Source organism: Mycobacterium sp. 29Ha, from assembly GCF_032883055.1.
GTDB lineage: Bacteria > Actinomycetota > Actinomycetes > Mycobacteriales > Mycobacteriaceae > Mycobacterium > Mycobacterium gallinarum.
The window spans coordinates 58,267-83,900 of the sequence record NZ_JAMQTI010000014.1; the positions used below are offsets into that span (position 1 = coordinate 58,267).

Annotated in this window: 23 protein-coding genes; 14 read left to right on the top strand and 9 right to left on the bottom strand. The window is 65.3% G+C overall.

Translation table 11 applies throughout. The annotated features are described in order from the left end of the window. Positions 1 to 289: 289 nt before the first annotated feature. The 8 genes from M1248_RS18935 to M1248_RS18970 form a co-directional block, all read right to left on the bottom strand. Positions 290 to 2,596 (bottom strand): ATP-dependent DNA ligase, encoded by a 2,307-nt coding sequence (locus M1248_RS18935; RefSeq protein ID WP_317149359.1) that lies wholly within the window; start codon positions 2,594 to 2,596, stop codon positions 290 to 292. Between the two features lie 29 nt (positions 2,597 to 2,625). Further along, positions 2,626 to 4,287: an HNH endonuclease signature motif containing protein gene (locus tag M1248_RS18940; protein ID WP_317149360.1), complete on the bottom strand. Its 1,662-nt coding sequence runs from the start codon at positions 4,285 to 4,287 to the stop codon at positions 2,626 to 2,628. 122 nt (positions 4,288 to 4,409) lie between these two features. Beyond that, the gene (locus M1248_RS18945) at positions 4,410 to 5,666 is read right to left on the bottom strand and encodes a DUF4032 domain-containing protein (RefSeq protein WP_317149361.1); all 1,257 of its coding nucleotides are present in this window, start codon (positions 5,664 to 5,666) and stop codon (positions 4,410 to 4,412) included. A 1-nt stretch (position 5,667) separates the two neighbouring features. Beyond that, entirely contained in the window at positions 5,668 to 6,747 is a 1,080-nt protein-coding gene (locus M1248_RS18950; RefSeq protein ID WP_317149362.1) for a sn-glycerol-3-phosphate ABC transporter ATP-binding protein UgpC, read from the bottom strand. 10 nt (positions 6,748 to 6,757) lie between these two features. Beyond that, the gene (locus tag M1248_RS18955) at positions 6,758 to 7,627 is read right to left on the bottom strand and encodes a carbohydrate ABC transporter permease (protein ID WP_317149363.1); all 870 of its coding nucleotides are present in this window, start codon (positions 7,625 to 7,627) and stop codon (positions 6,758 to 6,760) included. Further along, positions 7,627 to 8,610: a sugar ABC transporter permease gene (locus tag M1248_RS18960; RefSeq protein WP_317149364.1), complete on the bottom strand. Its 984-nt coding sequence runs from the start codon at positions 8,608 to 8,610 to the stop codon at positions 7,627 to 7,629. Before M1248_RS18960 ends, M1248_RS18955 begins: the two co-directional genes overlap by 1 nt. Continuing rightward, positions 8,610 to 9,974: a sugar ABC transporter substrate-binding protein gene (locus M1248_RS18965; RefSeq protein ID WP_317149365.1), complete on the bottom strand. Its 1,365-nt coding sequence runs from the start codon at positions 9,972 to 9,974 to the stop codon at positions 8,610 to 8,612. The genes M1248_RS18960 and M1248_RS18965 overlap by 1 nt, the downstream gene beginning before the upstream one ends. A 19-nt stretch (positions 9,975 to 9,993) precedes the next feature. Continuing rightward, the gene (locus M1248_RS18970; protein ID WP_410506692.1) at positions 9,994 to 11,016 is read right to left on the bottom strand and encodes a sugar-binding transcriptional regulator; all 1,023 of its coding nucleotides are present in this window, start codon (positions 11,014 to 11,016) and stop codon (positions 9,994 to 9,996) included. Positions 11,017 to 11,131: 115 nt separating this feature from the next. On the opposite strand from M1248_RS18970, the gene M1248_RS18975 reads away from it, so the two are divergent. The 4 genes from M1248_RS18975 to M1248_RS18990 are packed head-to-tail and all read left to right on the top strand — an operon-like array spanning position 11,132 to position 15,377. Next, positions 11,132 to 12,133 (top strand): NAD(P)-dependent alcohol dehydrogenase, encoded by a 1,002-nt coding sequence (locus M1248_RS18975; protein ID WP_317149449.1) that lies wholly within the window; start codon positions 11,132 to 11,134, stop codon positions 12,131 to 12,133. Beyond that, positions 12,130 to 13,518: a mannitol dehydrogenase family protein gene (locus M1248_RS18980; protein WP_317149366.1), complete on the top strand. Its 1,389-nt coding sequence runs from the start codon at positions 12,130 to 12,132 to the stop codon at positions 13,516 to 13,518. Before M1248_RS18975 ends, M1248_RS18980 begins: the two co-directional genes overlap by 4 nt. Next, positions 13,515 to 14,462: a carbohydrate kinase gene (locus M1248_RS18985; protein ID WP_317149367.1), complete on the top strand. Its 948-nt coding sequence runs from the start codon at positions 13,515 to 13,517 to the stop codon at positions 14,460 to 14,462. Before M1248_RS18980 ends, M1248_RS18985 begins: the two co-directional genes overlap by 4 nt. Before the next feature lie 9 nt (positions 14,463 to 14,471). Next, complete coding sequence (locus tag M1248_RS18990; RefSeq protein WP_317149368.1) at positions 14,472 to 15,377, top strand: Ku protein; 906 nt, start codon at positions 14,472 to 14,474, stop codon at positions 15,375 to 15,377. 3 nt (positions 15,378 to 15,380) lie between these two features. On the opposite strand, the gene M1248_RS18995 is transcribed toward M1248_RS18990, so the two are convergent. Further along, complete coding sequence (locus tag M1248_RS18995) at positions 15,381 to 16,043, bottom strand: helix-turn-helix domain-containing protein (protein WP_317149369.1); 663 nt, start codon at positions 16,041 to 16,043, stop codon at positions 15,381 to 15,383. A 72-nt stretch (positions 16,044 to 16,115) separates the two neighbouring features. On the opposite strand from M1248_RS18995, the gene M1248_RS19000 reads away from it, so the two are divergent. From M1248_RS19000 to M1248_RS19045, 10 genes are all read left to right on the top strand, one after another. Next, on the top strand, positions 16,116 to 17,195 hold the full coding sequence (locus M1248_RS19000; RefSeq protein ID WP_317149370.1) for a methyltransferase: 1,080 nt from the start codon (positions 16,116 to 16,118) through the stop codon (positions 17,193 to 17,195). A 144-nt stretch (positions 17,196 to 17,339) separates the two neighbouring features. Further along, positions 17,340 to 18,131, top strand: a complete 792-nt coding sequence (locus M1248_RS19005; protein WP_317149371.1) for an SDR family oxidoreductase — start codon at positions 17,340 to 17,342, stop codon at positions 18,129 to 18,131. A gap of 10 nt (positions 18,132 to 18,141) precedes the next feature. After that, complete coding sequence (locus tag M1248_RS19010; RefSeq protein WP_317149372.1) at positions 18,142 to 19,218, top strand: diacylglycerol kinase; 1,077 nt, start codon at positions 18,142 to 18,144, stop codon at positions 19,216 to 19,218. Between the two features lie 30 nt (positions 19,219 to 19,248). Beyond that, positions 19,249 to 19,563, top strand: a complete 315-nt coding sequence (locus M1248_RS19015) for a hypothetical protein (protein WP_317149373.1) — start codon at positions 19,249 to 19,251, stop codon at positions 19,561 to 19,563. Positions 19,564 to 19,656: 93 nt separating this feature from the next. Further along, positions 19,657 to 19,905, top strand: a complete 249-nt coding sequence (locus M1248_RS19020; protein WP_317149374.1) for a hypothetical protein — start codon at positions 19,657 to 19,659, stop codon at positions 19,903 to 19,905. Positions 19,906 to 19,983: 78 nt separating this feature from the next. Then, on the top strand, positions 19,984 to 21,210 hold the full coding sequence (locus M1248_RS19025; protein ID WP_317149375.1) for an Nramp family divalent metal transporter: 1,227 nt from the start codon (positions 19,984 to 19,986) through the stop codon (positions 21,208 to 21,210). Beyond that, positions 21,210 to 22,274 carry a poly-gamma-glutamate hydrolase family protein gene (locus tag M1248_RS19030; protein ID WP_317149376.1) on the top strand — a complete coding sequence of 355 codons (1,065 nt, stop codon included), beginning with the start codon at positions 21,210 to 21,212 and terminating at the stop codon, positions 22,272 to 22,274. The genes M1248_RS19025 and M1248_RS19030 overlap by 1 nt, the downstream gene beginning before the upstream one ends. Before the next feature lie 49 nt (positions 22,275 to 22,323). Continuing rightward, positions 22,324 to 23,622: an NAD(P)/FAD-dependent oxidoreductase gene (locus tag M1248_RS19035; protein WP_317149377.1), complete on the top strand. Its 1,299-nt coding sequence runs from the start codon at positions 22,324 to 22,326 to the stop codon at positions 23,620 to 23,622. Beyond that, positions 23,616 to 24,359 (top strand): DUF1365 domain-containing protein, encoded by a 744-nt coding sequence (locus tag M1248_RS19040; RefSeq protein ID WP_317149378.1) that lies wholly within the window; start codon positions 23,616 to 23,618, stop codon positions 24,357 to 24,359. Before M1248_RS19035 ends, M1248_RS19040 begins: the two co-directional genes overlap by 7 nt. Next, entirely contained in the window at positions 24,356 to 25,627 is a 1,272-nt protein-coding gene (locus M1248_RS19045) for a class I SAM-dependent methyltransferase (RefSeq protein WP_317149379.1), read from the top strand. The genes M1248_RS19040 and M1248_RS19045 overlap by 4 nt, the downstream gene beginning before the upstream one ends. Positions 25,628 to 25,634 lie beyond the last annotated feature (7 nt).

Consider the following 25,634-nt stretch of genomic DNA (forward strand, 5'->3'; position numbering starts at 1 on the left):
AATGCGAATACTTCGCTAAAGGTACCGAGCAACGATCCCGCAAGCGCCGCATTTGCGCTTTCGTTGCGGCTCCGACGTCCACGGCGAGCCCACGCGTCCTTGACTTCATCTACCCCCGGGGTAATCGGACCAGTAGTCACCGCACTTCAGCCCTGTCGGCGTCCGGTCAGCTAACGGTGATCGCCGGGAAATCAGCTGCCGCCAAGCGCGATAGCGCTGAGTCCGCTCCGACAGCGCCGACACCTCGGGCACGTCGACTGCGCCGCGGCGTACGCGCGACCAGCGGCTCCTACTCCCAGACGACGTCAGACGGTTCCTTGTCGGTACGCAGCCCTCGCCAGCTCGGTTGCCGCAGTCTGCCGTCGGAGGTCCGCTCGCTGTAGCGCACCTCGCCGACCAGTTCCGGCCGAACGAAGGTGACGCCGCGGGCGTCGATCTTGGAAAGGCGTGCGTTGAAGGGTGATTCGTCCGTCTCGAGCGGCTTGAGTATGTCCTTGAGTTGCTTCAGCGCCTTGTCGGTGAACCCTGTGCCGACCCGGCCGACGAACTGCAGGCCGCCCTCGGCCGGGATGCCCAGCATCAATGCGCCGATGCCGCTGGAGCGTCCGCCCTCGCCCTTGCGCCAGCCGCCGATCACCACTTCCTGGGTGTTCCAGATCTTGTCCTTGACCCACGACGACGACCGTCGTCCCGGTTGATAGGTAGCGTCGCGCTTCTTGGCGACCACACCCTCCCAACGCTTCTTGCGTGCGAACTCCAGCGCCTCGGGGCCGTCGCCGGGCAACAGATCCGGCACGATCAGACCACCGCCCTCGGCGAGCGCTTCCAGCACGCGGCGGCGGTCGGAGTACTTGGCCTTGAGCAGCGAGCGACCGTCGAGGTAGAGGATGTCAAACGCCCAGTACTCGACCCGCGTCGAACGCGCGCGGTTCTGCATTTCGCCGAAACTCGGCACGCCCGAGTCGTCGAGAGCCACGGCTTCACCATCGAGGATCACGTGGTGATCGGCGAGATCGGCTGCGAGCGCGGCGAATTGCGGATACTCGTCTGTGACGTCACGCCCTCGGCGCGACCGCACGTTGAGCTTGCCGTGGTTGGCGTCAACCAGGACGCGGTAGCCGTCCCATTTGCCCTCGAAGGCCCATTGCGCCGTGGTCATCTTCGCGATCGAGCCTTCTGTCGCGAGCATTGGGGCCAAATCGCTGGCCTGCGGGTTGGCCTGCTCCTTCATGCGATGCGCCAGCCAGTTCTTGCCGTTTGTCTGGATCAGCGCGTAGCGGCCGTCGATCTTCTTGCCGTGCAACGTGATGATGACTTCGCCGCCCGATTCAGGGCCGTCCGGCGAGTGGTCGCGGAATTTTTCGGTCTCGTAAGTGCCGGTGTCCCAGATGATCACCTTGCCGCCGCCGTATTCACCCTTCGGGATTTCACCTTCGAAGCTGCCGTATTCGAACGGATGATCCTCGGTGTGCACGGCGAGGTGGTTGACCGCGGGGCTGTCCGGCAGGTTCTTCGGCACCGCCCAGCTGACGAGGACGCCGTTGCGCTCCAGCCGGAAGTCGTAGTGCAGTCGGCGGGCGTGGTGTTCCTGGATGACGAAGAAGTCGTCATTGCCCGGCGTTGGTGCGATGTTGGGTACCGGCTCGGGTGTCCTGCCGGCGTCGCGCATGCTGCGATAGGTGCTGAGTGCGTCGGCCACCGGGGCGTCGGCGTCCATCTCGGCCAACAGGTCGCCGTCACGTTCCAACCGCTCGAGCACCTCGTCGAATCGGAGGTGCCGCAGATCGGGATCCTCGATCTCATCCCAGGTACGCGGGGCGGCGACGGTCGGCTCGTCGCGACCGCGCAGTGAATACGGCGCGATGGTCGTCTTGTTGCCGTTGTTCTGGCTCCAGTCGACGAACACCTTGCCGCTGCGCTGACTCTTGGTCATGGTGGCCGTCACACGCTTGGGCATCGTCTTCTCCAGCTGCACCGCGATGCGGCGGGCGAGCACCGAAGCGCCGTGTGAGCTGATCGGCTTCTCCAGCGGCACGTACAGATGCAACCCCTTACTGCCGCTGGTCAACGGGAACGTTGTGAGTCCGATGCCGGTGATGAGCTCACGCACCTCGTGCGCCACCTCGCACAGCTGCCGGAACGTGACACCGTCGCCCGGATCCAGGTCGAAAACCACCCGGGTGGCCAGACCCGGCGTCTGTTCGGCTCCTTCCTCTCTGGTCCAGGTGCTGACGAATCGCCATTGCGGCACGTGCACTTCCAGCGACGCCTGCTGGGCGATCCACGCCAGCCCCTCGGCGCTGTTGATGATCGGATACGTAGTGGTGCCTGACTTGTGGCTGATCGATCCCCGTTCGAGCCAGTCCGGCGCCGAGGACGCGAGCTGTTTTTCGAAGAATGCCGGCTCGTTGACCCCGTTGGGCCAGCGTTTACGGGTGACGGCCCGGCCTGCGATGTGCGGGAGCATCGCCTCGGCCACGTTGACGTAATAGTCGAAGACCTCTTGCTTTGTGACGGCCTTCGGCCGCAGCTCCGTGGCGGGATACAGCACCTTGTCCGGATTGGTCAGTTTCACCCGACCGAACTGATCCACCACACCACGGTATTACCCCGGGTAGCGTGCGACTATGACGAGAATCTTCGCGGCGTGCCTGCTCGCGGGCGCAGCCATCGTCTTCTCAGCGCCGCAAGCGGCCGCCGACCCCGAGGATCTGCTGCCCTACTGCTCCGGCGATCAGACGCCGATGGACAACAACTGCCGGCCGATGGCTCACCAAGAAGCCACCCACGGAAGCGGAAGCGGTCTGAGCCCGAACCTGCCGAGCGGCCTCGACCCTGGCAACCCGGCCGTTGTCGGCTGACCGACGTCAGGCGGCGTTGGGTTCTGGGCCGCCGGGTTCGTGCGGGTTCGTCGGCGGGCGTGAAGAGTTCGTTGCGTGGTGGGCGCAGGCGCTCGGGTCGGTGGTAATCGTTGACGCGGGCTTGGCCGGTGTCCAGGTGCGGCGGTGGGATCCATTCCACCTCGTGGTCCTTGTTCATCCGGGTGGTCCACCCGCCCGGGCCGACCATCCGGTTATCCGGCCCGCACGCCAACCCGAGCTCATCGACATTGGTCAACCCGTCATCGGCCCAATCCTTGGCAGCGTGATGAACCTGGCTGCCATACGCCGGAACGGTGCACCCCGGTTTCGTGCACCCCCCATCGCGGGCGATCAGCATCAGCCGCTGCGCCGGGGACGCCACCCGCCGAGCCCGAAACAGATCCAGCGCCGAACCGGTCGCCTTGTCGAACACCGCCAGAAAGTGATTCGCGTGCGCGGCCATGCGGATCACGTCGCGAATCGGCACCACGGTGCCCCCACCGGTGACACCGACCCCGGCACGGCTCTCCAAATCCTGCAACGTGGTGCGGATGATGATCGAGGTCGGCAACCCGTTGTGCTGACCCAGCACACCGCTGGCCAGCACGCTGCGCCCAACCGCCAGCAGCGCGTCGTGCTGGCGCTGCGTCAGGGTGCGATGGTCGTTGTCGATCTGGGCTTGGCTCGGAGTGCCCGAAATGCAGGGGTTCTCGTCATCGGGGTCGCACATTCCAGGCGCGGCCCACTTCGCGTAGATCGCCTCCAGCGTGGCCGCCAACTCCGGGGTGAGATTGCCTCTCAACGGGGTCATCTTGTCCGAACCCTGCGGCCCCTTTGACACGCCGCGGCGGCGTGCGCGTTCGGCATCGTCGGGTTCGGGGCCGTCCTGGTCCAGCAGGAACAGGGTGCGCTCGGCCTGATCCCTGAGTTCCTTGGGTCCCAATCCGACCGCGTGGCCGACCAGATCGACTTCGATCTGCGCGCGGGTCAGGGTGTCGATCGCGGGCGGGATACGGTCCATCGCCTTCCGCAGCACCTCGAGATGCTCGCCGTTGATCATTCCGCGCGCCTGCGCGAGCGCAACACACGGCAGCACCGGGTCCAGCGGCTCTCCGGTCAACGCGCGGCGCGGTCCCAACAGCGCCGCCTCATCGAGGCGACGCCCCGCCTCCGACGTCGAGATGCGCCATCGCGTCGCCAACACCTGACGCCAGGACTTGGCGCCCATCTCCTTGGCCGTCGCCTCGATCTGCAAGCGGGCCAACATCCGGTGGCCCTGAGTCGGCAACTGACACGACAGCGTCTCCAGTTCATCAAGGGCATCAGTCAATTCGGACTTGGTCAGCGCGTCGATGGGCAGCGCGGCCAAGTGATCGTGCGCGGCACGCATGGCTGCGATCGCTTCCTGCACCGCCTCCGCACTCATGACTCGAACATACGTTCGATCTCTAAGAACTTTCTAGAAACCATCCGAAGAGTTCCCTAAGAACGCCCGGCAAAGCACATGCTTCTGAAGCTGTTGTGACGCGAGTTATTTGAGGGAACAAACTAGTCGTCGAGCGACAGCACCTCGAACGGCTCGGTTGGCGTCTCGGCGACAGCCACCTTCGCCGCCGAGTCAGTGGGGATCACGTCCCCGTGTAGCGCGGCGAGCGCCGCGTTGGTGCCCACATCGTGACCCGCCCGCTCGCTCAGCAGCCAGCGGACTTCGAGCAGATCGCAGTACGCCTGGATCGGGGTGCCCTTGTTGCCGACGACGTCGTGGGCCAGCCTCTCGTACGGGGTCAACACTTCGATCACCCACAACCTCGCGGCGGTACGCTCGTCGACGTCGTGGCCCTCCTCTCGGCACAACTGCGCCTGATACGCGAGCAGATCGCCAAGCAAGATCTGGGCCTGCCCCTCGCCCACATCCAGTCCCGCGAGCTCCTGCAGACGCTGCGCGTGGTAGCGCCGATCACCCACGGCGACACGGAGTTTGAGCTTGCCCGCCTCGATCGGCTGCAGCGACACTTCGTCGACCGCGAAGCCGAGGTCGTTCAGTTTCCGCACCGTACCCTCGACGCGGTAGCGGTCGGTGAACCCGAAGACGGGCTCGGCGTGCAACGCGTCCCACAGCATGTCGTAGCGAGCCCTGGTGTCCTGAACCTCGGTGATCAGCACGTCCTCCAGTGCCGTCTGTCCAAGCCGCTCGGCCAGGTCGACCATTCCCATCGCGACGTTCTCGACCATGATGTCGAGGTCGTGCTCGCGTTGCCCCCGGCTCAAACTCGGGTGTACTTCCGAGGTTTCAGCGTCGACCAGCCACGCCTGCAGCAGCTGTCCGTCGCGGGAGAACAATGTGTTCGCCAGCGAGCAGTCACCCCAGAACACACCGTGCCGGTGCAGTTCCACCAGAAGACCGGCCATTCCGTCCAGCAGCCGCGCACGGTGTTTCGGTTGGTCCGGCGGCAGCCGCATGAACAGCCGGCGATATTGCCAAGACCCTTCGAGGTAGCGGGTGACCAGGATCGCGGTGTCGAATTCGGGCTGCACCACCACCCCGGCGGGACGCACCGCGGGCAGGCCCATCTCCTCGAGCCGCCGCAGGACGTCGTACTCCTTGGCCGCGATCCGCGGCGGCATGTCCTTGACCGCCCACAGCGCACCATCGGCGTCGACGAACTTCACCAGGTGACGGCTGGGCCCCACCGCGATGTCGCGCAACGGGACGTCGGGAACCGTCCAGTCGTGGAGTGGCCGGTCCCACGGGAGCCCCAGCAGACCGGGAGTCGGTGTCCGGAGCCGGAAGTCCGGCGCTTGCATGCTAATTCAGGCGTTCACCCGACTCGGGGTGGAACAGATGCACCGCGCCCTCGGGGTTCTTACGCAGTCGCACCGTGTCGGCCAGTCTGGGCGCGGTGCGTGGGTTGCACCGCGCGACCAGTTCCACACCCGAACCTGCGTGCGTGTAGACATATGCCTCACTGCCGAGATCCTCGACCAGGTCGACCACGACCTCGACGCCGTCGGACTCGGAGATCTCGAGCTGCTCGGGCCGGATACCGAAGGTGACCTCCGACAGGCCCGCGTCGCTCAGCTTGGTCAGATCGTCACGCTCGAGTGCCAGCACCGACTCACCGATCTTGACGCCTTCGGGCGCGACGGGCAGCGTCACGAGGTTCATCGCGGGCGAACCGATGAAGCCTGCGACGAAAGCGTTGGCCGGCCGGTCATACAGCTCGTTCGGCGAGGCGAACTGCTGCAGCTTGCCGAACCGCAGTACGGCTACCCGGTCGCCCATCGTCATCGCCTCGACCTGATCGTGCGTGACGTAGACGGTGGTGGTGCCCAGACGCCTTTGCAGCGCGGCGATCTGGGTGCGCGTTTGCACCCGGAGTTTGGCGTCGAGATTCGACAACGGCTCGTCCATGCAAAAGACCTGTGGCTCACGCACGATGGCGCGGCCCATCGCGACGCGCTGCCGCTGACCGCCGGACAGCTTGGCCGGCTTGCGGTCCAGGAACTCGGTCAGATCCAGGATCTTCGCCGCTTCCTCGACCTTCTTGCGACGCTCGTCGGCGGACACGCCGCGCAGTTTCAGCGCGAAACCCATGTTCTCGGCGACGGTCTTGTTCGGGTACAGCGCGTAATTCTGGAACACCATCGCGATGTCGCGGTCCTTGGACGGCACGCCGACCATGTTCTTGCCGCCGATCTCGATGGCGCCCTCGTCGATGTCCTCGAGACCCGCCAGCATGCGCAGCGCCGTGCTCTTGCCCGACCCGGACGGACCCACCAGCACGACGAACTCGCCGTCCTGGATATCGAGACTAAGCGAGTCGACCGCGAGCTTGTCGGATCCTTCGTAGATACAGGTCGCGTTCTTGTAAGTGATTGAGGCCATTGGAATTCTCCTATTTGATTGCGCCGAAGGAAAGACCACGAACGAGCTTGTTCTGTGCGAACCACCCACACAGGATCACCGGAAGTGCGGCCATGGTTGCGGCCGCCGACAGCACGGCCCAGTACTGACCCTCACCGGCGATGAATCCGACGAGGTACACCGGCATGGTCTGAGCGTTCACCGCGGTCAGGTTGACCGCGAAAAAGAACTCGTTCCACGCGAAGATGACGCAGATCAGCGCCGTCGCCGCGATGCCGGGTGAGACCAGCGGCAGGATCACCTCGCGCACCGACCGCCACAGACTGGCACCGTCGAGACTGGCGGCCTCGAGCAGTTCCGCTGGCACCTCGAGGAAGAACGACCGCATCATCCACACCGCGATCGGCAGGTTCATCGACGTATAGAGGATGACCAGCGCCCAGATGTTGTCCAGCAGACCGATGTTGGAGACGATGACGTACAACGGCAGAATGGCCGCGACGATCGGCAGCATCTTGGTGCTCATGAAGAAGAACAGCGCATCCTGCGTCTTGCGTACCGGCCGCAACGACAGCGCGAACGCGGCGGGGGTGCCGAGGAGCAGCACCAGAAGTGTCGAAATAGCCGTGGCCCAAACGGAGTTCAGCATCGCCGGCCCGATGCCTTGATCGAACACCTTCCCGTACTGATCCAGGGTCGGGGTGAAGAACAGCGTCGGCGGACTGGTCGCCGCATCGCCCTCTTGTTTGAATGACGTCAACACCATCCAGAACACCGGGAAGAAGAACCCGAGTCCGACCAGCCAGGCCACCGCGCCCCAAGCATCGAACTTCCGGGACTTCTTCTTCGGTGTGACCGCCGAATCCTCGACCGCAGTAGACTTTTCCGTTGTCGTAGTCATCAGGCCGCCTCTTCCTTGCCGGAGAATGATTTGAAGATCAACCGAAGCGCGAAGCTGGCGATGATCATCGTGAAGATCACCACCACCACGGCGTAGGCCGCCGCCTGCCCCATGTCGAAGCCGAGGAACGCTCGCTGGTAGATGTAGAACGGCAAGTTCGCACTTGCGATACCCGGGCCGCCCTGCGTCATCATGTAGATGGCGTCGAAAGTGTTGACCAAATAGATCGCGCCGAGCACCACACCCAGTTCGATGAAGCGCCGAAGGTGGGGCAGCGTCAACTCCCGGAAGAGTTGGAACGCGCCCGCACCGTCGACTCGACCGGCCTCCAGGATGTCGCGAGGCATCGACTGGAGGCCGGCGAGGATCAGCAGCATCATGAACGGCGTCCACTGCCAGATCAGTTCGACCATCACCATGGTCAACGGAAACTGACCGATCCAGTCCACCGGTCCGATGCCGACGAGCGACAGCACCCAGTTCAGGATGCCGTTCGTCGGATCGAGGATCGTGGTCTTCCAGATCAGTGCCGCTGCAACGGGTGTCACGAGAAACGGGGTGATCAGCAGGGTCCGGACGATGCCGCGTCCCAGGAACGCGCGATCCAGCAGTAGTGCCAGCAGCAGGCCGAGGAACGCCGAGATCAACACGACCCCGACGATCAGGACAACCGTGTTGAAGGCCACGGTCCAGAACTGGCTGTCCTTGACGACCGCGATGTAGTTTTGCAGTCCGACGAACTGGCGCGAGCCCGGACGCACGAGATTCCACGACAGTGTCGAGTAGTACAGCGTGAACAGGAATGGGATCTGGGTGACGACGATCATGAAGATCAGCGCGGGCAACAGCGGGCCACGCCTGCGCCAGCCTTCGGCGCGACTCACCCCGGCGCCCTGGGCCTCCCGGATCTTGCGGACCCGTTCGGCCACGGCGTCCTGACTGGCATCAGCCTGAGGGCCAGCGGTAAGCGACGTTGAAGTCATCATTTCTCCTGGTATGTCCGGCCGACGACCTCGGCGTATTCCTGTGCTTGAGACAGCGCGTCATCCACCGACTTCTGCCCGGCGATCGCGGCGCTGATCTGCTGGCTGACCCGCGTCCCGAGATCCTGGAATTCCGGAATTCCGACGAACTGCACCCCGGTGTACGGAACCGGTTGCACCGTGGGCTTGTTCGGGGTCGCGTTCTCGATCGACTGAAGCGTCAGCGGCCCGTACGACTTGGAGATCGCCTCGTACTCCGGCAGATCGGTGTAGGTCGAGGTTCGGCTACCAGGTGGGACGCGGGCCCACCCGAGCTTCTCGCCCACCAGCTTCATGTAGTCCTTGTTCGTCATCCAGGAGATGAACTTCCAAGCGCCCTCAGGGTTCTTGGCGTTCTTCGGGATTCCCAGCGCCCAGGTGTACAGCCACCCCGAGTTCGGCTTCTCGGCGATCGGCGCGGGCAGGTAGCCGATCTTGCCGACGAGTTCCGGATACGTCTTGGGATCCTCCAGCACCGACACGGCCGACGTCGCGTCGTACCACATCGCCGTCTGGCCCTGACCGAACAGGTTGGCGCACTCCTGGAATCCGGTCGATGAGGCCCCGAGTTCGCCGGCCTCGTTGATGAGGTCGACGTAGAAGTTGACGGCCTTGCTCACCTCGGGGCTGTTGAGTTGAGCGTTCCACTGCTCGTCGAACCACCGGCCCCCGAACGTGTTGATCACGGTGTCCAGTGGTGCCAGCACCTCACCCCAACCCGGCTTGCCGCGCAGGCAGATCCCCGCCCGGTCGTCGGTCTTCAACTTTTTCGCCCAGTCGGCGACCTCCTGCCATTGCGGCTGGTAGTTCGGGTCCTGGTTGACCTGGATACCGGCTTGCTCGAAGAGGTCCTTGCGGTACATCAGGAATGACGATTCGCCGTAGAACGGAACGGCATACATGTTGCCCTCGTAGGACAGTGATTCCCGCAGCGACGGAATGAAGTCGTTCTCGTCGTACCCCGGCGTGTTCCTTGCGAACTCCGAAAGGTTCATCAGCCAGCCGTCTTTCGCCCACTGCGGCGTTTCGAAATTGCTGATCATCACGACGTCGAACTCGCTGCCACCCATCGCCGAGGACATCGTGATCTTGGCGCGCGCCTGGTTCTCCGACAGCGTGATGAACTTCAGCTTGGTGCCGGGATTGTCCTTCTCGAACTCCGCCGACAACTCCTGCGCGTCGGTCATCTGTGAGTTGGACACGAGGGCAATCGTCACCTGATTATCGGAGGCCCCAAGGCTGCCCGCACCGGAACAGCCGACCGCCGTCAGCGTCAAACCCGCCACGGCGGTCAATGCGGCCCATCGCTTGAGCGCTTTCACCATCACATCACCTTTCGCTGGATCATGCCTGGGCCAGTAGCCAACGGGCACAATCGATGTCACAAACAAGCAGCCTGGCCAGATCTCCGCGTAGTGCGCCGAGCGTGGCGGGATATTTGGTGACGCCGCTGGAGATCAGAAGCGTCTTCTGGCAGCGGCGGATGTCCTCGAGCGGAACGGAGACCGCGCGCTGTTGCAGTTCGGTGTCCACGGGCGCGCCGTCGGCGTCGAAGAAGCGTCCGCCGATCTCACCCACGGCGCCCAGCGATATCAGCTCGTCGAGCATGCGAATGTCCAGATAACTGCCTTCGAACAGCGTCGTGGAGGTCGAAACCGCGCCCACGCCGAACACCATGACGTCGGCACGCCTGCCCGCCTCGAGCGTCCGCGAGATCACCGAGTCGCTGCGCATCGAGACGACGGTCGAAGGATCAGCATAGAGCGGGGCGGGCAGCCGGATCGCGGTGGCGCGCAACACGTCTGCGCAACGGCTGAGGATCAGCTCGGTACCGGTCTGGTAGGCCGCGGTCGACATTGCACCGTCCAGCTGCACCACGGCCCGGCAGCTGGCGACGCCCGGCAGCAGTCCGGTGGCCACCGCGACCTGTTCTGGGCCCCAGGTGAATCCGAGGACATCATCTGGGGAGAGCCGGCGCATCAGTAGTGCGGCCGCGGCGCGGCCCACGCTCGCGTACGCGGCCGGGCGCCCGGGCGATCCGACGTCGACGCCGTGTCCGGCCACCACGGCCTCGGTCAGGCCGAAGCGGCGTTCGAGCTCGCGCTCCTCGTCGGCGTGCAGGTCGTCACGCAGATCCGGTGGCACGACGACATCGATGCGCACCAGGCCTTTGGCCTTCGCCCTGGCCACCAACCGGCCCGCGGTCGGGCGTGAGACCCCGAGACGGGCCGCGATCTCGGCCTGCGTCAGGCCGTCGAGGTAATACAGCGTTGCCGCGCGCAGTGCGAGCCGAAGGTCCTCGGGCGCCCCGACACGACTCTGCGCAGCCGGCCTGGCGAGCTCGCCGTTCGACGTCGAAGCGGTCACGTAATGCGCCCCACTTTCCTTAAACCGTGTGAGCATTTGCTCAGGGGTGCGAGTAGATGCTCATCACGCTAACATGTTGGGTGTGACGCACACAACACTTTCGCCCGATACCCGAATGCGGGCCGCCGTACTCATCGAGCCGGGCCGCATCGAAATGGAGCAGCGCCCAGTGCCGACGCCGCGGGCCGGTGACGTGCTGATACAGGTCTCGTCGGTGGGCGTCTGCGGCTCGGACACGCACTACTACCGGCATGGCCGGGTGGGTGGCTTCGTCGTGGAAGCGCCACTGGTCCTCGGACACGAGGCGGCGGGCACCATCGTCGGCGTCGGCGATTCGGTCGACCCGTCGCGTATCGGTCAACGGGTGTCGATCGAACCCCAGCGGCCCGATCCCGACAGCGATGAGACGCGGCGCGGTCACTACAACCTGTGTCCGCATATGCAGTTCTTCGCCACCCCGCCGGTCGACGGCGCGCTGTGCGACTACGTGACCATCGGTGCGGAGTTCGCGCACCCGGTGCCGGACTCGATATCCGACGATGCCGCGGCGCTGTGCGAACCGTTGTCCGTCGGCATCGCCGCGATCCGCAAGGCCGAACTCGACGGCAGATCGCGGGTGCTCATCGCAGGCGCCGGACCCATCGGCATCGTGCTGACCCAGCTCGCCAAGGCCTATGGCGCAACGGAAATCGTCGTCAGTGATCCCGACCCGACCCGTCGCGACCGCGCCTTGACCTTCGGCGCCACCACAACCGTGGACCCCGCCGCCGGGAGCAATGACGGTCTGGCGGTCGACGCATTCATCGATGCGTCCGGTGCGGCGGCGGCCGTCGCCGCCGGAATCCACGCCGTCCGTCCCGCGGGACGGATTGTCCTCGTCGGTTCGGGAGCCGAGTCCATGGAACTGCCCACGCAGCTGATCCAGAATCGTGAGCTGGTGCTGACGGGGGTGTTCCGGTACGCCAACACGTGGCCGACGGCGATCGCGCTGGTGGAATCCGGGCGCGTCGACCTCGATGCCATGGTGACCGCCCGCTTCCCCCTGGAGGAAGCCGCTGAGGCACTGGACTCAGACCGGATCCCGGGTAGCGTCAAGTCGGTGGTGACCGTGTCATGACAGTCAGCAGGCCTAGCTATGATCGCGACGAGATCAGCGTGGGCATAGTGCATTTCGGGGTCGGCGGATTCCATCGCGCCCACCAGGCGATGTACATCGACCAACTCCTCGAGATGGGCCTCGCCAAAGACTGGGGGATTTGCGGCGTCGGTGTCATGGCGGCCGACCGCAAGATGGCCGACGTGATGGCCGCACAGGACGGGCTGTACACGTTGCTGCTCGAGAACCCCGACGGCACCCGCACTGCGCGGGTGATCGGGTCGATCATCGATTATCGATTCGCGCCCGACGATCCCGATTCGGTGATCGAACTGCTCGCCGCACCCAGCACCCGCATCGTCTCGCTGACCATCACCGAGGGCGGTTACAACATCGACGGGGCGGGACCCGAGAGCGTATTCGGTCTCGTCGCCGAGGCGCTGGCACGTCGACGCGACCGCGGCATCGCCTCACCGACGATCGTGTCGTGCGACAACATCGAGGGCAACGGTGACGTCGCCCGGCACGCGTTCACCACCTACGCCGACCGTGTCCACCCCGGCCTCGGCGAATGGATGACCGCGCACACCACGTTCCCCAACTCGATGGTGGACCGCATCACCCCGGTCACCACACCCGACGTGATCGCCACCGTCAAGGACGAATTCGGCGTCGACGACCGGTGGCCAGTCGTCGCGGAACCGTTCACCTCGTGGGTGCTCGAGGACGATTTCTCCGATGGCCGACCGCCGTTGGAGAAGGTCGACGTGCTGATGGTCGACGACGTCACACCGTACGAGTTGATGAAGCTGCGGCTGCTCAACGCCAGCCATCAAAGCCTGTGCTACTTCGCATATCTGGCGGGATATCGGCTAGTGCACGATGCCGCAGGTGATCCGCTGTTCGCCGAGTTCCTGATGTGCTACATGGACGAGGAAGCCACCCCGACGCTGAAGCCGGTGCCTGGTATCGACCTGCCGGACTACAAGCGAACACTGATCGAGCGGTTCGCCAATCCCGGTGTCAAGGACACGATTGCGCGGCTGTGCTACGGCTCGTCCGACCGCATCCCCAAATGGCTGCTTCCGGTGATCAGAGAGAACCTGAGAACTGATGCACCGATTCGGCTGTCCGCCGCCACCGTGGCCAGCTGGGCGCGTTACGCCGAAGGTGTCGACGAGCAGGGTGAGCCGATCGACGTTCAGGACCAACTGGTCGATACTCTTGTCCCGCTGGCGAAGTCGCAACGAAAGAACCCGACCGCGTTCATCGAGAACGCCGACGTGTTCGGTGACCTCGCCAACGATTCGCGATTCGTCGAGGCCTATGTATGGGCACTGGAATCGCTGCACCGCGACGGGGCGCGGACAACGCTCGAAACGTTGCTTCGCAAGGATTCGCGATGAGAGCGCTGGTGATCGGCGAGGCGCTGATCGACATCGTCGAGCGAGACGGTCGGGTGACTGGTGAGCACGTCGGGGGTAGCCCGCTCAACGTGGCGGTGGGGTTGGCTCGGCTGGACCGGGGAGTCGATTTCCTCACCCACATCGGCGACGATGCGCGCGGAAGGCGCATCGCCGAGTACGTCGAAAGCTCTGGTGTACAACTGGTTTCAGGCAGTATGTCCGCCGACCACACCCCGACCGCCGTCGCCACGCTCGACGAAGACGGTTCGGCGCAGTACACATTCGACATCGACTGGGAGCTTACGGGCACTCCGGAGGTCACACCGCCGCTCGTCGCGCACACGGGATCGATCGCGAGCTGGCACGAGCCGGGCTGCCGTGCCACGGCGGCGCTACTGGATACGTACCACCCGTCGGCAACGATCACCTTCGATCCCAACGTGCGTCCGGCGCTGATCGAAGACGGTGACGCCACGCGGGGCCGCATCGACCGGCTCCTCGAGAAGTGCGACGTGGTCAAGGCCAGCGATGAGGACCTGCGCTGGATCGACCCGAATCGCTCGGCCAAACAGATCGCCCGGACTTGGCTGAGCCTGGGCCCTGCCGTCGTCGCGGTGACGATGGGCGATCGCGGCGCCTTCGCAATGTGCGACGCGGGTACGGCGCGGATCGCGGCCCTCCCGGTCGACGTGGTCGACACGGTCGGCGCCGGCGATGCGTTCATGACCGGGCTGATCGATGCGTTGTGGGAGTTGAATCTGCTCGGCGCCGAAAGGCGCCACGACCTGCGCGCCATCGGTCTCGATGCGCTCAACTCGGTAGTCGCGACGGCGGCGCTCTCGTCGGCGCTGACCGTCGGCCGTGCCGGTGCCGACCTCCCCGATCGCGCAACACGTGAGGCTGCAGCGGCAAGCTCCGGCCCGCGGTCGCCCCGACCCGGCTAACGTGGGTTTATGCGCTCCATATGGAAGGGTTCAATTGCCTTCGGCCTGGTGAACGTCCCGGTCAAGGTCTACAGCGCGACCGAAGACCACGACGTCAAGTTCCACCAGGTGCACGAGAAGGACAACGGACGCATCCGGTACAAGCGCGTCTGCGAGGTGTGCGGCGAGGTCGTCGAGTTCCGTGACATCGCGAAGGCCTACGAATCCGACGACGGTCAGACGGTGATCATCACCGACGACGACATCGCGACCCTGCCCGAGGAACGCAGCCGTGAGATCGAGGTGCTGGAGTTCGTTCCCGCCAGCGACATCGATCCGATGATGTACGACAAGAGCTACTTCCTCGAACCGGAGGGCAAGTCGACGAAGTCGTACGTGCTGCTGGCCAAGACGCTGATGGATACCGACCGGGTCGCGATCGTGCACTTCGCGCTGCGAAACAAGACGCGGCTGGCGGCACTGCGGGTGCAGGACTTCTCAAAGCGCGATGTCATGGTGATCCAGACGCTGCTGTGGCCCGACGAGATCCGCGATCCCGACTTCCCGTCGCTCGATACGAAGACCGACATCAAGCCCGCCGAGCTCAAGATGGCGAGTCAGGTCGTCGAGTCGATGACCGACGACTTCAAGCCCGACCGATATCACGATGACTACCAGGAACAGCTGCACGAGCTTATCCAGGCGAAACTCGAAGGCGGCGAGGCGTTTACCACCGAGGAGCAGCCGAAGGAACTCGACGAGACCGAGGACGTCTCGGATCTGCTGGCGAAACTGGAGGCCAGCGTCAAGGCCCGCCGCGAAGGCGGTTCGGACAAGCCTGCCAAGAAGGCACCCGCAAAGAAGGCGGCGAAGAAGGCCCCGGCCAAGAAAGCCGCGAAGAAAGCGCCCGCCAAGAAGGCCGCCACCAAGAAGTAGCCGTCATTCGGTCAAAAGTTCTGGACGCAGCAAGAGGCGGGGCAGCGCGTGTGAGAGCCACTCCTCGTATTGGTCCGGCGTCCAGCCCAGATCGGCTGTGTATATCGAATACAGATGCGGGGCCTGCACGGTGAACGCCACGTCGGTCGCTTGATCCTCGGATAGGCCGGGCCGCAGCGCCTCCGATCCGATCTGCGAGATCCACACCGCAACCGCGGATCGAATCTGGCGAAGTAGGTCTGTGCGCCTTTCCTCGAGACTGGGATCAGCCGAAGCGGCCCCTTCCATCACCCGCATGAGCGCCGCGACGCGGTCATGCATTTCACGCACGAAATGCGCGGCGGCGGCGAACTGTGAACGGTGCTCGGCCAGCTCCGCGAGATCGGGTGCGAAATCCATGAGCGGGGCTTCCTCGTAATCGCCGGCGACGGCGATCTCGATGGCGCGGAAGAGGACAGCGGCTTTGGAACCGTAGGTCGCATAGATGGTCTGCGCCGACACATCGGCCGCGGCGGCGATCTGATCGATCGTCGTCGGACCGAAACCCTGCTCGACGAACAACTCGGTGGCCGCCTCGATGATGCTGCGTTGGCGCGCTTCGGCGTCGGCGCGCCGGCGGCTGTTGTCGTACTTGCGCCGAGGCTTCGAATCGGCAGCTGTTGACACTGATCATCTACTTCCTTATAGTTCACTATATCCAATATATGGTGCTTTATCCAAATTAGCATGGAGGCCACCATGGCTACCGTTCCCCCTGGACTCGCGAGAGTCGTCGAGCGCGCACGGCATCACGTCAACCGACTGCATCTCCGGCTCGCGCCTGCCCCGGTGGCCATGGTGGAACTGATCCTGGCGGCGTGGACGTCGCAGGCGATCCAGGCCGCCGCGCAGCTGGGCGTCGCCGACGCTCTCGCGTCGGGTCCGCTGCCCCTCGAGGACTTGGCGCGTCGCGTCGACGCCGACCCCGACGCGCTCCGCAGGCTGTTACGAGCTCTCATCGGACGCGGCGTATTCCGGCAGGACCGCCATGGCCGCTACGCACTCAATCATCTTGCCGACACCTTGCGGTCCGACGCGCCGCAGTCCATGGCCGCGGCCGCGAAGTACTACGGCTCGCCGCAGCACCGCGAACACTGGAGCATGCTCGTCGACTCGATTCGGACGGGCCAAGCAAGTATTCCGCGGCTGCGCGGCAAGGACTTCTTCGAGTACCTCGACGACGAGCCCGAACTCGCTGGCTTGTTCAACGAAACCATGACCAACATTTCGGGTTTGTCCGAGGAATTCGTCGTTGCCGCATACCCCTTCAGCGGCGGCTCGACGATCGTCGATGTGGGGGGTGGACACGGCCGGCTGCTCGCTTCCGTCCTGGCTGCTACGCCTGGCGCCAGCGGTGTGCTCTACGACTTGCCGCAGGTGGTAGCGAACGCGCCTGCGCTGCTGGAGAAAGCGGGAGTGGCCGACCGCGTCCGCATCGACGGCGGGTCGTTCTTCGAGAAGGTCCCGGCCGACGGCGACGTCTACCTCCTGAAGCACATCATTCATGATTGGCCTGACGAGCAGGCCCTCGACATCCTTCGCACCATCCGCGCTTCTGTCGGCCCCGCGGCCCGAATCGTGTTGGTGGAACTGGTGATTCCCGAACACGACCGCGACTTCATCGGCAAGTGGGCCGATCTGGAGATGTTGCTCGGCGGAAGCGCCCGTGAGCGCAGTGCCGACGAGTATCGCGACCTGCTGCGCCGAAGCGGACTCGAGATGACGCGCGTCATACCGACGGCGTCTCCGTACAGCCTGGTCGAGGCGAGAGTCGCTTGAAGTAGCGGTCAGTCGAACGGTCGGCCCACGGCCCGATTGCCGGCGCCGCCACCACCCTGACAAAAGTAGAACGTGTTTCAGAAAGTCCTTACCGGCGCTGTCTAGGCTTGCTAAGGTTCGCCCGGGCGACGGAAGGAAACAATTGTGATACTGGACAGATTTCGGCTGGACGACCACGTCGCGGTGGTGACCGGCGCTGGCCGCGGCCTCGGCGCGGCGATGGCGCTGGCATTCGCGGAAGCCGGTGCTGACGTGGTCATTGCCGCCCGCACCCAATCGCAACTCGAAGAGGTGGCCGAGCAGATCAAGGGTGCCGGTCGCAAAGCCCACGTCGTGGTCGCCGACCTCGCCCACCCCGAGGACACCGCCAAGCTCGCGGGCGAGGCCATCGAGGCCTTCGGCAAACTAGACATCGTCGTGAACAACGTCGGCGGCACCATGCCGAACACACTGCTGACCACCTCCACGAAGGACCTGCGCGACGCTTTCACGTTCAACGTGGCGACTGCGCACGCGCTCACCACCGCCGCCGTTCCGCTGATGCTCGAGCATTCCGGTGGCGGGAGCATCATCAACATCACGTCGACGATGGGCCGCGAAGCCGGTCGCGGATTCGCCGCATACGGCACCGCCAAGGCCGCGCTCGCGCACTACACCAGGCTCACCGCTTTGGACTTGTGCCCCAAGATTCGCGTCAACGCGATCGCCCCCGGCTCAATCCTCACCTCGGCGCTCGACGTGGTCGCCTCGAACGACGAACTGCGCGCACCGATGGAAAAGGCCACGCCCATGCGCAGATTGGGCCAACCCGAGGACATCGCCGCAGCGGCCGTGTACCTCGCCTCCCCCGCCGGCTCCTACCTGACCGGTAAGACGCTCGAGGTCGACGGCGGCCTCACCTTCCCGAACCTCGACCTACCGATCCCGGATCTGTGAGGAGCAACTCTTGAATATCAAAGTCGCAGCGATCGGCACCGGCAACGTCGGACGTCACGCTCTGACCCAGCTGATCAACGATCCGCAGCTCGAGCTGACCGGGGTGTGGGTGTCGTCGGAGTCCAAGGCCGGTAAGGACGCCGGAGAGCTTGCCGGACTCGATGTTTCGACGGGAATCACCGCCACGACCGATCTCGACGCGGTTCTGGCGACCAAACCGGACTGTGCGGTGTACACCGCGATGGCCGACAACCGTCTGCCCGAAGCGCTGGAGGACTACCGGCGCATCTTGGCCGCGGGCGTCAACGTGGTCGCCAGCAGCGCGGTGTTCCTTCAATACCCATGGGGTGTGATTCCCGACGAACTCCTCAAACCGATCGAGGATGCGGCGAAGGAGGGCAACGCCAGCATATTCGTCAACGGCATCGACCCTGGGTTCGCCAACGACCTGCTTCCGCTCGCACTGGCCGGAACGTGCCAGAGCATCGAGCAGATCCGGTGCATGGAGATCATCAACTACGACACCTACGACAGCGCCACCGTGATGTTCGACGTGATGGGCTTCGGCAGGCCCATGGACGACCTTCCGATGCTGTTGCAGCCCGGGGTTCTGAGCCTCGCCTGGGGTTCGGTGGTGCGGCAACTGGCGGCGGGCCTCGGCGTCGAACTCGATGAGGTGACCGAGACCTACGTACGCGAGCCCGCGCCCGAGGATTTCGACATCGCGTCGGGCCACATCGAGAAGGGCACTGCCGCAGCATTGCGCTTTGAGGTCCAGGGAAAGAAGGACGGCAAGGTCGCGGTCGTGCTCGAACACGTCACGCGGTTGCGTGACGATCTGCGGCCTGACTGGCCGCAGCCGGCTCAGGAGGGCGGCTCCTATCGCATCGAGATCACCGGTGAGCCGTCTTACGCTTTGGACCTCTGCCTCAGCAGCCCGAATGGCGATCACAATCACGCCGGATTGGTGGCGACGGCCGCCCGCGTCGTCAACGCGATCCCCGCGGTGGTCGCCGCTCCGGCCGGCATCAGGACCACCCTGGACCTACCCCTGATCACCGGAAAAGGGTTGTACTCTGATCGATGAGCCGGGGAAAACTTGATGAAGGGCGCGCCTATGCGGACCACACTTCGAATCTTCACTCCGTTCGTTGCCGCTGCCGGGGCAGCGATCGCTGTCGTGGCCGCCCCCGCGGCCAGCGCCCAGCCGGCACCCGAACCCGTTCCTGCACCTGCACCTGTCCAGGAACAGCGTCCGCAGGCGTCGGGTCTCCCACAATGCGTCAACGAGGGCGGCTCCGCAGCCCTCGGCGGCTCCTCGACCGAGTGCGCGACGCCGGGCAATGTGCAGATCAACGACACGCCCGCCCAGCAGGAGTACGTCGGCCCGTGGGGCGACATGTGGGGCGAGCCCGGCTTGTTCTTCCCCTGATCGGGGTCGTGGTCACGGCCTAGGAGCCACCGGTGGTGGCGGCGGCCCCTGCGGCCGCTGATCACCACAACCGCGGCCTTAAGGAGGCCTACCATGCGGTCCAGGATTCGTTATACCGCAACAGTTTTCGCGATGGCAGGCGCATGCGGCGTTGCCCTCGCTCCGGCCGCGGCGGCCGCACCAGAATGCGTCAACACCGGCCCTAACACGACACAGTGCCAGACCAACGGCAGCTCACAGATCGTCACCTCACCGCCACCGATCAGCAACGGCGGCGGCTGGGGACCGTACTGGGGCGGTGGCCTGGTCATCGACCTCGGCGGATGGGGCTTGGGCTGGTGACGACGCGTTAGTTTCGCGTCAGCGGAGGTTTCGGCTAACCTAACTTTTCTATTCGCCGTTCCGATAGAAGGTGGGTTGGTGGCACAGGACGCTGACGTGCGGTTGCGGCCGAGTTGGTTGCTGCTCGGGCCGGCGTTCGTCGCCGCCATCGCCTACGTCGACCCGGGCAACGTCGCCGCCAACGTCAGCGCGGGCGCGCAGTTCGGCTTCCTACTGGTGTGGGTCATCGTGGTGGCCAACATCATGGCCTGCCTGGTGCAGTACCTGTCGGCGAAGCTCGGTCTCGTCAGCGGTCAGTCGTTGCCCGAAGCCGTCGGCGGCAGGATGCGACGCTCGACTCGGCTGGGCTACTGGCTGCAAGCCGAATTAGTCGCGATGGCAACGGATCTCGCCGAGGTGGTGGGCGGAGCCATCGCGCTGTACCTACTTTTCGATCTCCCACTGCTCACCGGCGGCGTGATCACCGGAGCCGTCTCGCTGTTGCTCTTGGTGATCAAGGACCGCCGCGGCCAGCAGATGTTCGAGCGGGTCATCACCGGCCTGCTGCTGGTCATCGCGATCGGGTTCTGCACCAGCCTGTTCGTCGCAGCGCCGCCCGCGAGCGAGGCTGCCGCCGGTCTGGTGCCGATGTTCGCGGGCACCGAGAGCGTGCTGCTCGCCGCGGCAATGCTCGGAGCGACCGTGATGCCGCACGCGGTCTATCTACACTCCGGTCTCACCCGCGACCGCCACGGTCACCCCGAACCCGGTCCGATGCGCCGGATGCTGCTGCGCGTCACCCGCTGGGACGTCGGAATCGCGATGGTCGTCGCGGGTGCGGTCAACCTCTCGATGCTGCTCGTAGCGGCGACGAACCTGCAGGGCCGCGACAACACCGACTCGATCGAGGGTGCCCACGCCGCGGTCAGCGACACACTGGGCCCGACGGTCGCCCTGCTGTTCGCGATCGGACTGCTTGCGTCGGGTCTCGCGTCGTCATCGGTGGGCGCATATGCAGGCCAGATGATCATGCAGGGCCTGCTCCATGTGTCGATTCCGATGGTGGCCCGACGGCTCATCACCCTCGTGCCCGCACTGGTGATTTTGGCGGTGGGCGTCGACCCGAGCCGCGCGCTGGTGTTGTCGCAGGTGGTGCTGTCGTTCGGAATCCCGTTCGCGCTGATCCCGCTGGTGCGGCTGACCAGCGACCGCGCAGTGATGGGCGACGACACCAACCATCGGGTGACCACAGCTCTTGGGTGGCTGGTCGCTGCGTTGATTACAGTGCTGAATGTGGTGCTGATCTATCTCACCGTCAAGGGCTGATGCGGCATACCTACTTCGCCTACGGGTCGAACCTGTGCGTTCGGCAGATGGCGCGGCGGTGCCCAGGCGCTGTCGACCCGCGGCCGGCGACGCTGGCCGACCACGACTGGCTCATCAACGAGCGCGGCGTGGCGACAGTCGAACAGTTCGACGGCTCGCAGGTACACGGCGTCGTGTGGCAGCTGACCGATACCGACCTCGCGACCCTCGACAGCGCAGAAGGTGTTCCGGTGCGGTATCGCCGCGACCGCCTCACCGTGCACACCGACGACGGCCCGTACCAGGCATGGGTGTACATCGATCACCGCGTCGAACCGGGCCCGCCGCGGCCGGGCTATCTCGAACGCGTCGTCGACGGCGCACTGCATCACGGCCTGCCACAGCGCTGGATCGACTTCCTGAGGCGATGGGATCCAACCCGGTGGCCCGGAAGCACGGCAAGTTCGAGTTCACTTGCACCACAATCACTTTCAGAACTACTCGCGGACCCCGGCATCGTCGAAGAGCTGACTCTGCGGTCGCGGTTCGGGTTCATGGCCTTCCACGGCGGCGGCCTGGAGCAGATGACCGACGTCATCGCCGAGCGCGCCGCCGATGCCGCCGACGCGTCGCTGTATGTGGTGCGTCACCCCGACCACTACCCGCACCACCTGTCATCGGCGCGCTATGACCCCGCGGAGTCCGAAAGACTGGCCGGGTTCCTCGACCATGTCGACGTGGTGGTGTCGCTGCACGGCTACGGCCGCATAGGTCGCAGCACACAGCTGCTCGCCGGCGGCCGCAACCGCCGACTGGCCGAACATCTCGCGCTCCACGTCACCGTTCCGGGGTATCAGGTGGTCACCGACATCGACGCCATACCCCGTGAGCTGCGGGGCCTGCACCCGGACAACCCGGTGAACCGGGTGCGACGGGGCGGCACACAGCTCGAACTCACGCCGCGGGTACGTGGCATCAGCCCGCGCAGCCAGCTACCCGGGGACGACGGGCTCTCCCCCGCGACTTCGACGTTGGTGCAGGGGCTGGCCGCGGCGGCGCGTTCCTGGGAATCGTCCCCGACCTAGCGGGTACGACCTCACCCATCCGGACCGGCCCCCGCTCCGAATACGAGGTGTGGAAAGTTCCAGCCCCGCTTCACGCTCGGTCGCCGTCATCGGCAGCGGCGTCTCAGGCCTGGTCGCGGCATATGTTCTGGCACAGCGCGACCGCGTGACCCTCTACGAGGCCGACACCCGACTCGGCGGGCACGCCCACACCCACCAGATCCCCCACCCCGACGCCGGCGGGACGATCGGCGTCGACTCGGCATTCCTGGTGCACAACGACCGCACCTACCCCACGCTGTGCCGGCTCTTCGACGAACTCGGCATCGCCACCCGCGACACCGACATGTCGATGTCGGTTCGCGACGACGCCAGCGGCCTCGAATACGCCGGTGCCCGCGGGATCGGCGGGTTGTTTCCGTCGTGGTCGTCGCTCACCCGCCCGCGTTACCTGTACATGCTGGTCGAGGTCAAACGCTTTCACCGGGCGGCGCTGCGCCTGCTCGAGAGCGACGAGGACGACGCGACGGTCGGCGAGTTCCTCGACCGCCACGGTTTCTCCCAGTACTTCATCGAGTACTTCATGACGCCGCTGATCGCCGCGGTGTGGTCGGCTCCGCCTGGCCGGTCGCTGAACTATCCGGCGCGCTACCTGTTCGTATTTCTGGAGCACCACGGGATGCTGTCGGTGTTCGACTCGCCAACCTGGCGGACTGTGGTCGGCGGTTCCGTCACGTACGTCGACGCGGTGGCCAAAGAGATCGACGAGGTGCGGTTGGGCGCCGCGGTGCGCTCGGTGGCACGACTGCCCTATGGCGTCGAAGTTTCCGACGACATCGACGGACCGCGGCGTTACGACGCCGCCGTCGTCGCCACCCACCCCGATCAGGCGCTGCTCATGCTCGCCGACCCGACACCAACGGAACGCGCGGTGCTCGGTGCCATCGAGTACAGCATCAACCATGCACAGCTTCACACCGACGAGTCGGTGCTGCCCAAGAACCGACGCGCCAGGGCGTCGTGGAATTACCTGGCCACCTCCGACGACGCGTCGGTGATGGTCACCTACGACGTGACGCGACTGATGCGCCTCGGCGGCGGCTCCCGAATCCTGGTGACACTCGGCGGCAGGGATCGCGTCGACCCCGCCGCCGTGCTCACCGAGATGACATACAGCCATCCGATGTACACGCCGAGTTCTGTTGCCGCTCAACGACTGTTGCCGACCTTGGACGACGATCGCGTGGTATTCGCAGGCGCGTACCACGGGTGGGGTTTCCACGAGGACGGTGCGGCGTCCGGATTGCGGGCGGCGCAGCGTCTGGGGGTCGATTGGCCGGCCGTCGCCCGCGAGGCGGTGGCATGCTGACGCCGCCCGCCATCTACCGCACTCGGATCACCCACCTCCGTCGCGCCCCGGTGCATCACTACTTCGAGCATCGCGGGTACAGCTGGTACGTCGACGTCGACGCTCTACCCAAGCTGCCCCGGTGGCTGCGGCCGTTCGCCCGCTTCGACGCACGCGACCACCTCTTCGAATCCGATGGTCCGAATGACACCCTGCGTCAACGCATCGACGCGTTCCTCGCCGACCGGGGCATCGACCTGAACGGCGGCCGTGTCACCGCGCTGCTGCAGGCGCGGGTTCTCGGATACGTCTTCAACCCGCTCAGCCTCTACTGGTGCCACGACGCCGACGGAACGTTGCGTCACATCATCGCCGAGGTACACAACACCTACGGCGGACGCCATGCCTACGTGCTGCCGCCCGACAGCGACCACCCTACGATCGTCATGAAAAGGCTGTACGTCTCACCGTTCAATGACGTGGACGGCTACTACCTGGTGACCGCCCCGCGCCCCGACGAGACCCTCGACGTGCGCATCTCCCTGCACCGCGAGAACCAGCCGGCCTTCGTCGTCACGATGCGTGGGAACCGAAGGCGCGCAGGTGTTGCCGAGATCCTGCGGCTGCAACTCGTCGCGCCGCTGGCTCCGTTGATGGGCGCGATCGGGATTCGGGTACAAGGCATCACTCTCTGGCTGCGACGAGTCCCCGTCGTGCCACGCGAGTCCCACGTCAAGGAAAGAGTCCACCAGTCGTGATCATTGACCTCACCTCGGCCGCCCCGGCCACCATCGATTCGGACAGATGGCCGGCCGTGGCACGAGTACCGGTCGGGCCGCTCAGTGCCGCAACGGGCGCGATCGCCGACCGGTTGTTCCGCCGCGCCGTGTCGCGGTTGCCGATCCGCGTCGTCTATCCCGACGGGACCGTCATCGGGGCGGCTGACCCCACGCTGCCGACCATGGTCGTGCATCGGCCCGAGGCCATGGTTCGCCGGGTCGGTCGCTACGGGCTCATCGGCTTCGGTGAGTCGTATATGGCAGGCGACTGGAGCTCTACGGATATCGCGGGCCTGCTCACCGAGTTCGGCAAGCGGCTGACAGAGCTGATTCCTCCTGTCCTGCAGAGGTTCCGGCCGCTCGCCGTCGTGCGCCCACCGCGGTCGCAGTACAACAGCCGTCGGCAGGCGCGCCGCAACATCGCGGACCACTACGACCTGTCGAACCTCATGTTCGCCGAATTCCTCGACAAGACGATGACGTACTCCAGCGCGCTGTTCGAGTCCCTTCCCGCGCATGAGTCGAGCCTCGCGGATGCGCAACGCCGAAAGATCGACCGCATCCTCGACGCCACGGGGGTCGGGTCGGGCAGCCGGGTGCTCGAGATCGGCACCGGCTGGGGTGAACTGTGCATCCGCGCCGCAATGCGCGGCGCACACGTCCGTTCGATCACCTTGTCGGCCGAGCAGCAGCGACTGGCCCGACAGCGGGTGGCCGAGGCGGGGCTGTCCGACCTGGTTGAGATCGACCTGTGCGACTACCGCGACGTCGAAGGCAGTTATGACGCCGTGCTGTCGATCGAGATGATCGAGGCCGTTGGATACCCGTTCTGGCCCACGTACTTTCAGACGCTCGACCGGCTGGTCGCTCCCGAAGGCCGGGTGGCGATCCAAGCCATCACCATGCCGCACGACCGGATGCTGGCCAGCCGCAACACCTACACCTGGATCCAGAAGTACATATTCCCCGGCGGTCTGCTGCCCTCGACCGAGGCGATCCTCGGCATCACCGAGTCCACCACCAGGCTGCGCACCGTTGACATGTTCTCGCTGCGCCTGCACTACGCCGAGACGCTTCGGTTGTGGCGGGAGCGTTTCGTCGCTCGCCAAGATGCCCTGGCGGAGTTGGGATTCGACGACGTGTTTCACCGGATGTGGGAGCTCTATCTGGCTTACTCAGAGGCCGGTTTCCGGTCGGGGTACCTCAACGTTTACCAGTGGACGTTCGCGCCGTCGGGACGTGCGTGATGACACC

Bases quoted from the DNA above. Each gene is read 5' to 3' on its own strand.
- M1248_RS19030 (WP_317149376.1), top strand. From the start codon at position 21,210: ATGCGGCATACCTACTTCGCCTACGGGTCGAACCTGTGCGTTCGGCAG.
- M1248_RS18950 (WP_317149362.1), bottom strand. From the start codon at position 6,747: ATGGCCTCAATCACTTACAAGAACGCGACCTGTATCTACGAAGGATCC.
- M1248_RS18945 (WP_317149361.1), bottom strand. From the start codon at position 5,666: ATGCAAGCGCCGGACTTCCGGCTCCGGACACCGACTCCCGGTCTGCTG.
- M1248_RS18985 (WP_317149367.1), top strand. From the start codon at position 13,515: ATGAGAGCGCTGGTGATCGGCGAGGCGCTGATCGACATCGTCGAGCGA.
- M1248_RS19015 (WP_317149373.1), top strand. From the start codon at position 19,249: ATGCGGACCACACTTCGAATCTTCACTCCGTTCGTTGCCGCTGCCGGG.
- M1248_RS18955 (WP_317149363.1), bottom strand. From the start codon at position 7,627: ATGACTACGACAACGGAAAAGTCTACTGCGGTCGAGGATTCGGCGGTC.
- M1248_RS18940 (WP_317149360.1), bottom strand. From the start codon at position 4,287: ATGAGTGCGGAGGCGGTGCAGGAAGCGATCGCAGCCATGCGTGCCGCG.
- M1248_RS18960 (WP_317149364.1), bottom strand. From the start codon at position 8,610: ATGACTTCAACGTCGCTTACCGCTGGCCCTCAGGCTGATGCCAGTCAG.
- M1248_RS19040 (WP_317149378.1), top strand. From the start codon at position 23,616: ATGCTGACGCCGCCCGCCATCTACCGCACTCGGATCACCCACCTCCGT.
- M1248_RS19000 (WP_317149370.1), top strand. From the start codon at position 16,116: ATGGCTACCGTTCCCCCTGGACTCGCGAGAGTCGTCGAGCGCGCACGG.
- M1248_RS18965 (WP_317149365.1), bottom strand. From the start codon at position 9,974: ATGGTGAAAGCGCTCAAGCGATGGGCCGCATTGACCGCCGTGGCGGGT.
- M1248_RS18980 (WP_317149366.1), top strand. From the start codon at position 12,130: ATGACAGTCAGCAGGCCTAGCTATGATCGCGACGAGATCAGCGTGGGC.
- M1248_RS18990 (WP_317149368.1), top strand. From the start codon at position 14,472: ATGCGCTCCATATGGAAGGGTTCAATTGCCTTCGGCCTGGTGAACGTC.
- M1248_RS19020 (WP_317149374.1), top strand. From the start codon at position 19,657: ATGCGGTCCAGGATTCGTTATACCGCAACAGTTTTCGCGATGGCAGGC.
- M1248_RS18975 (WP_317149449.1), top strand. From the start codon at position 11,132: ATGCGGGCCGCCGTACTCATCGAGCCGGGCCGCATCGAAATGGAGCAG.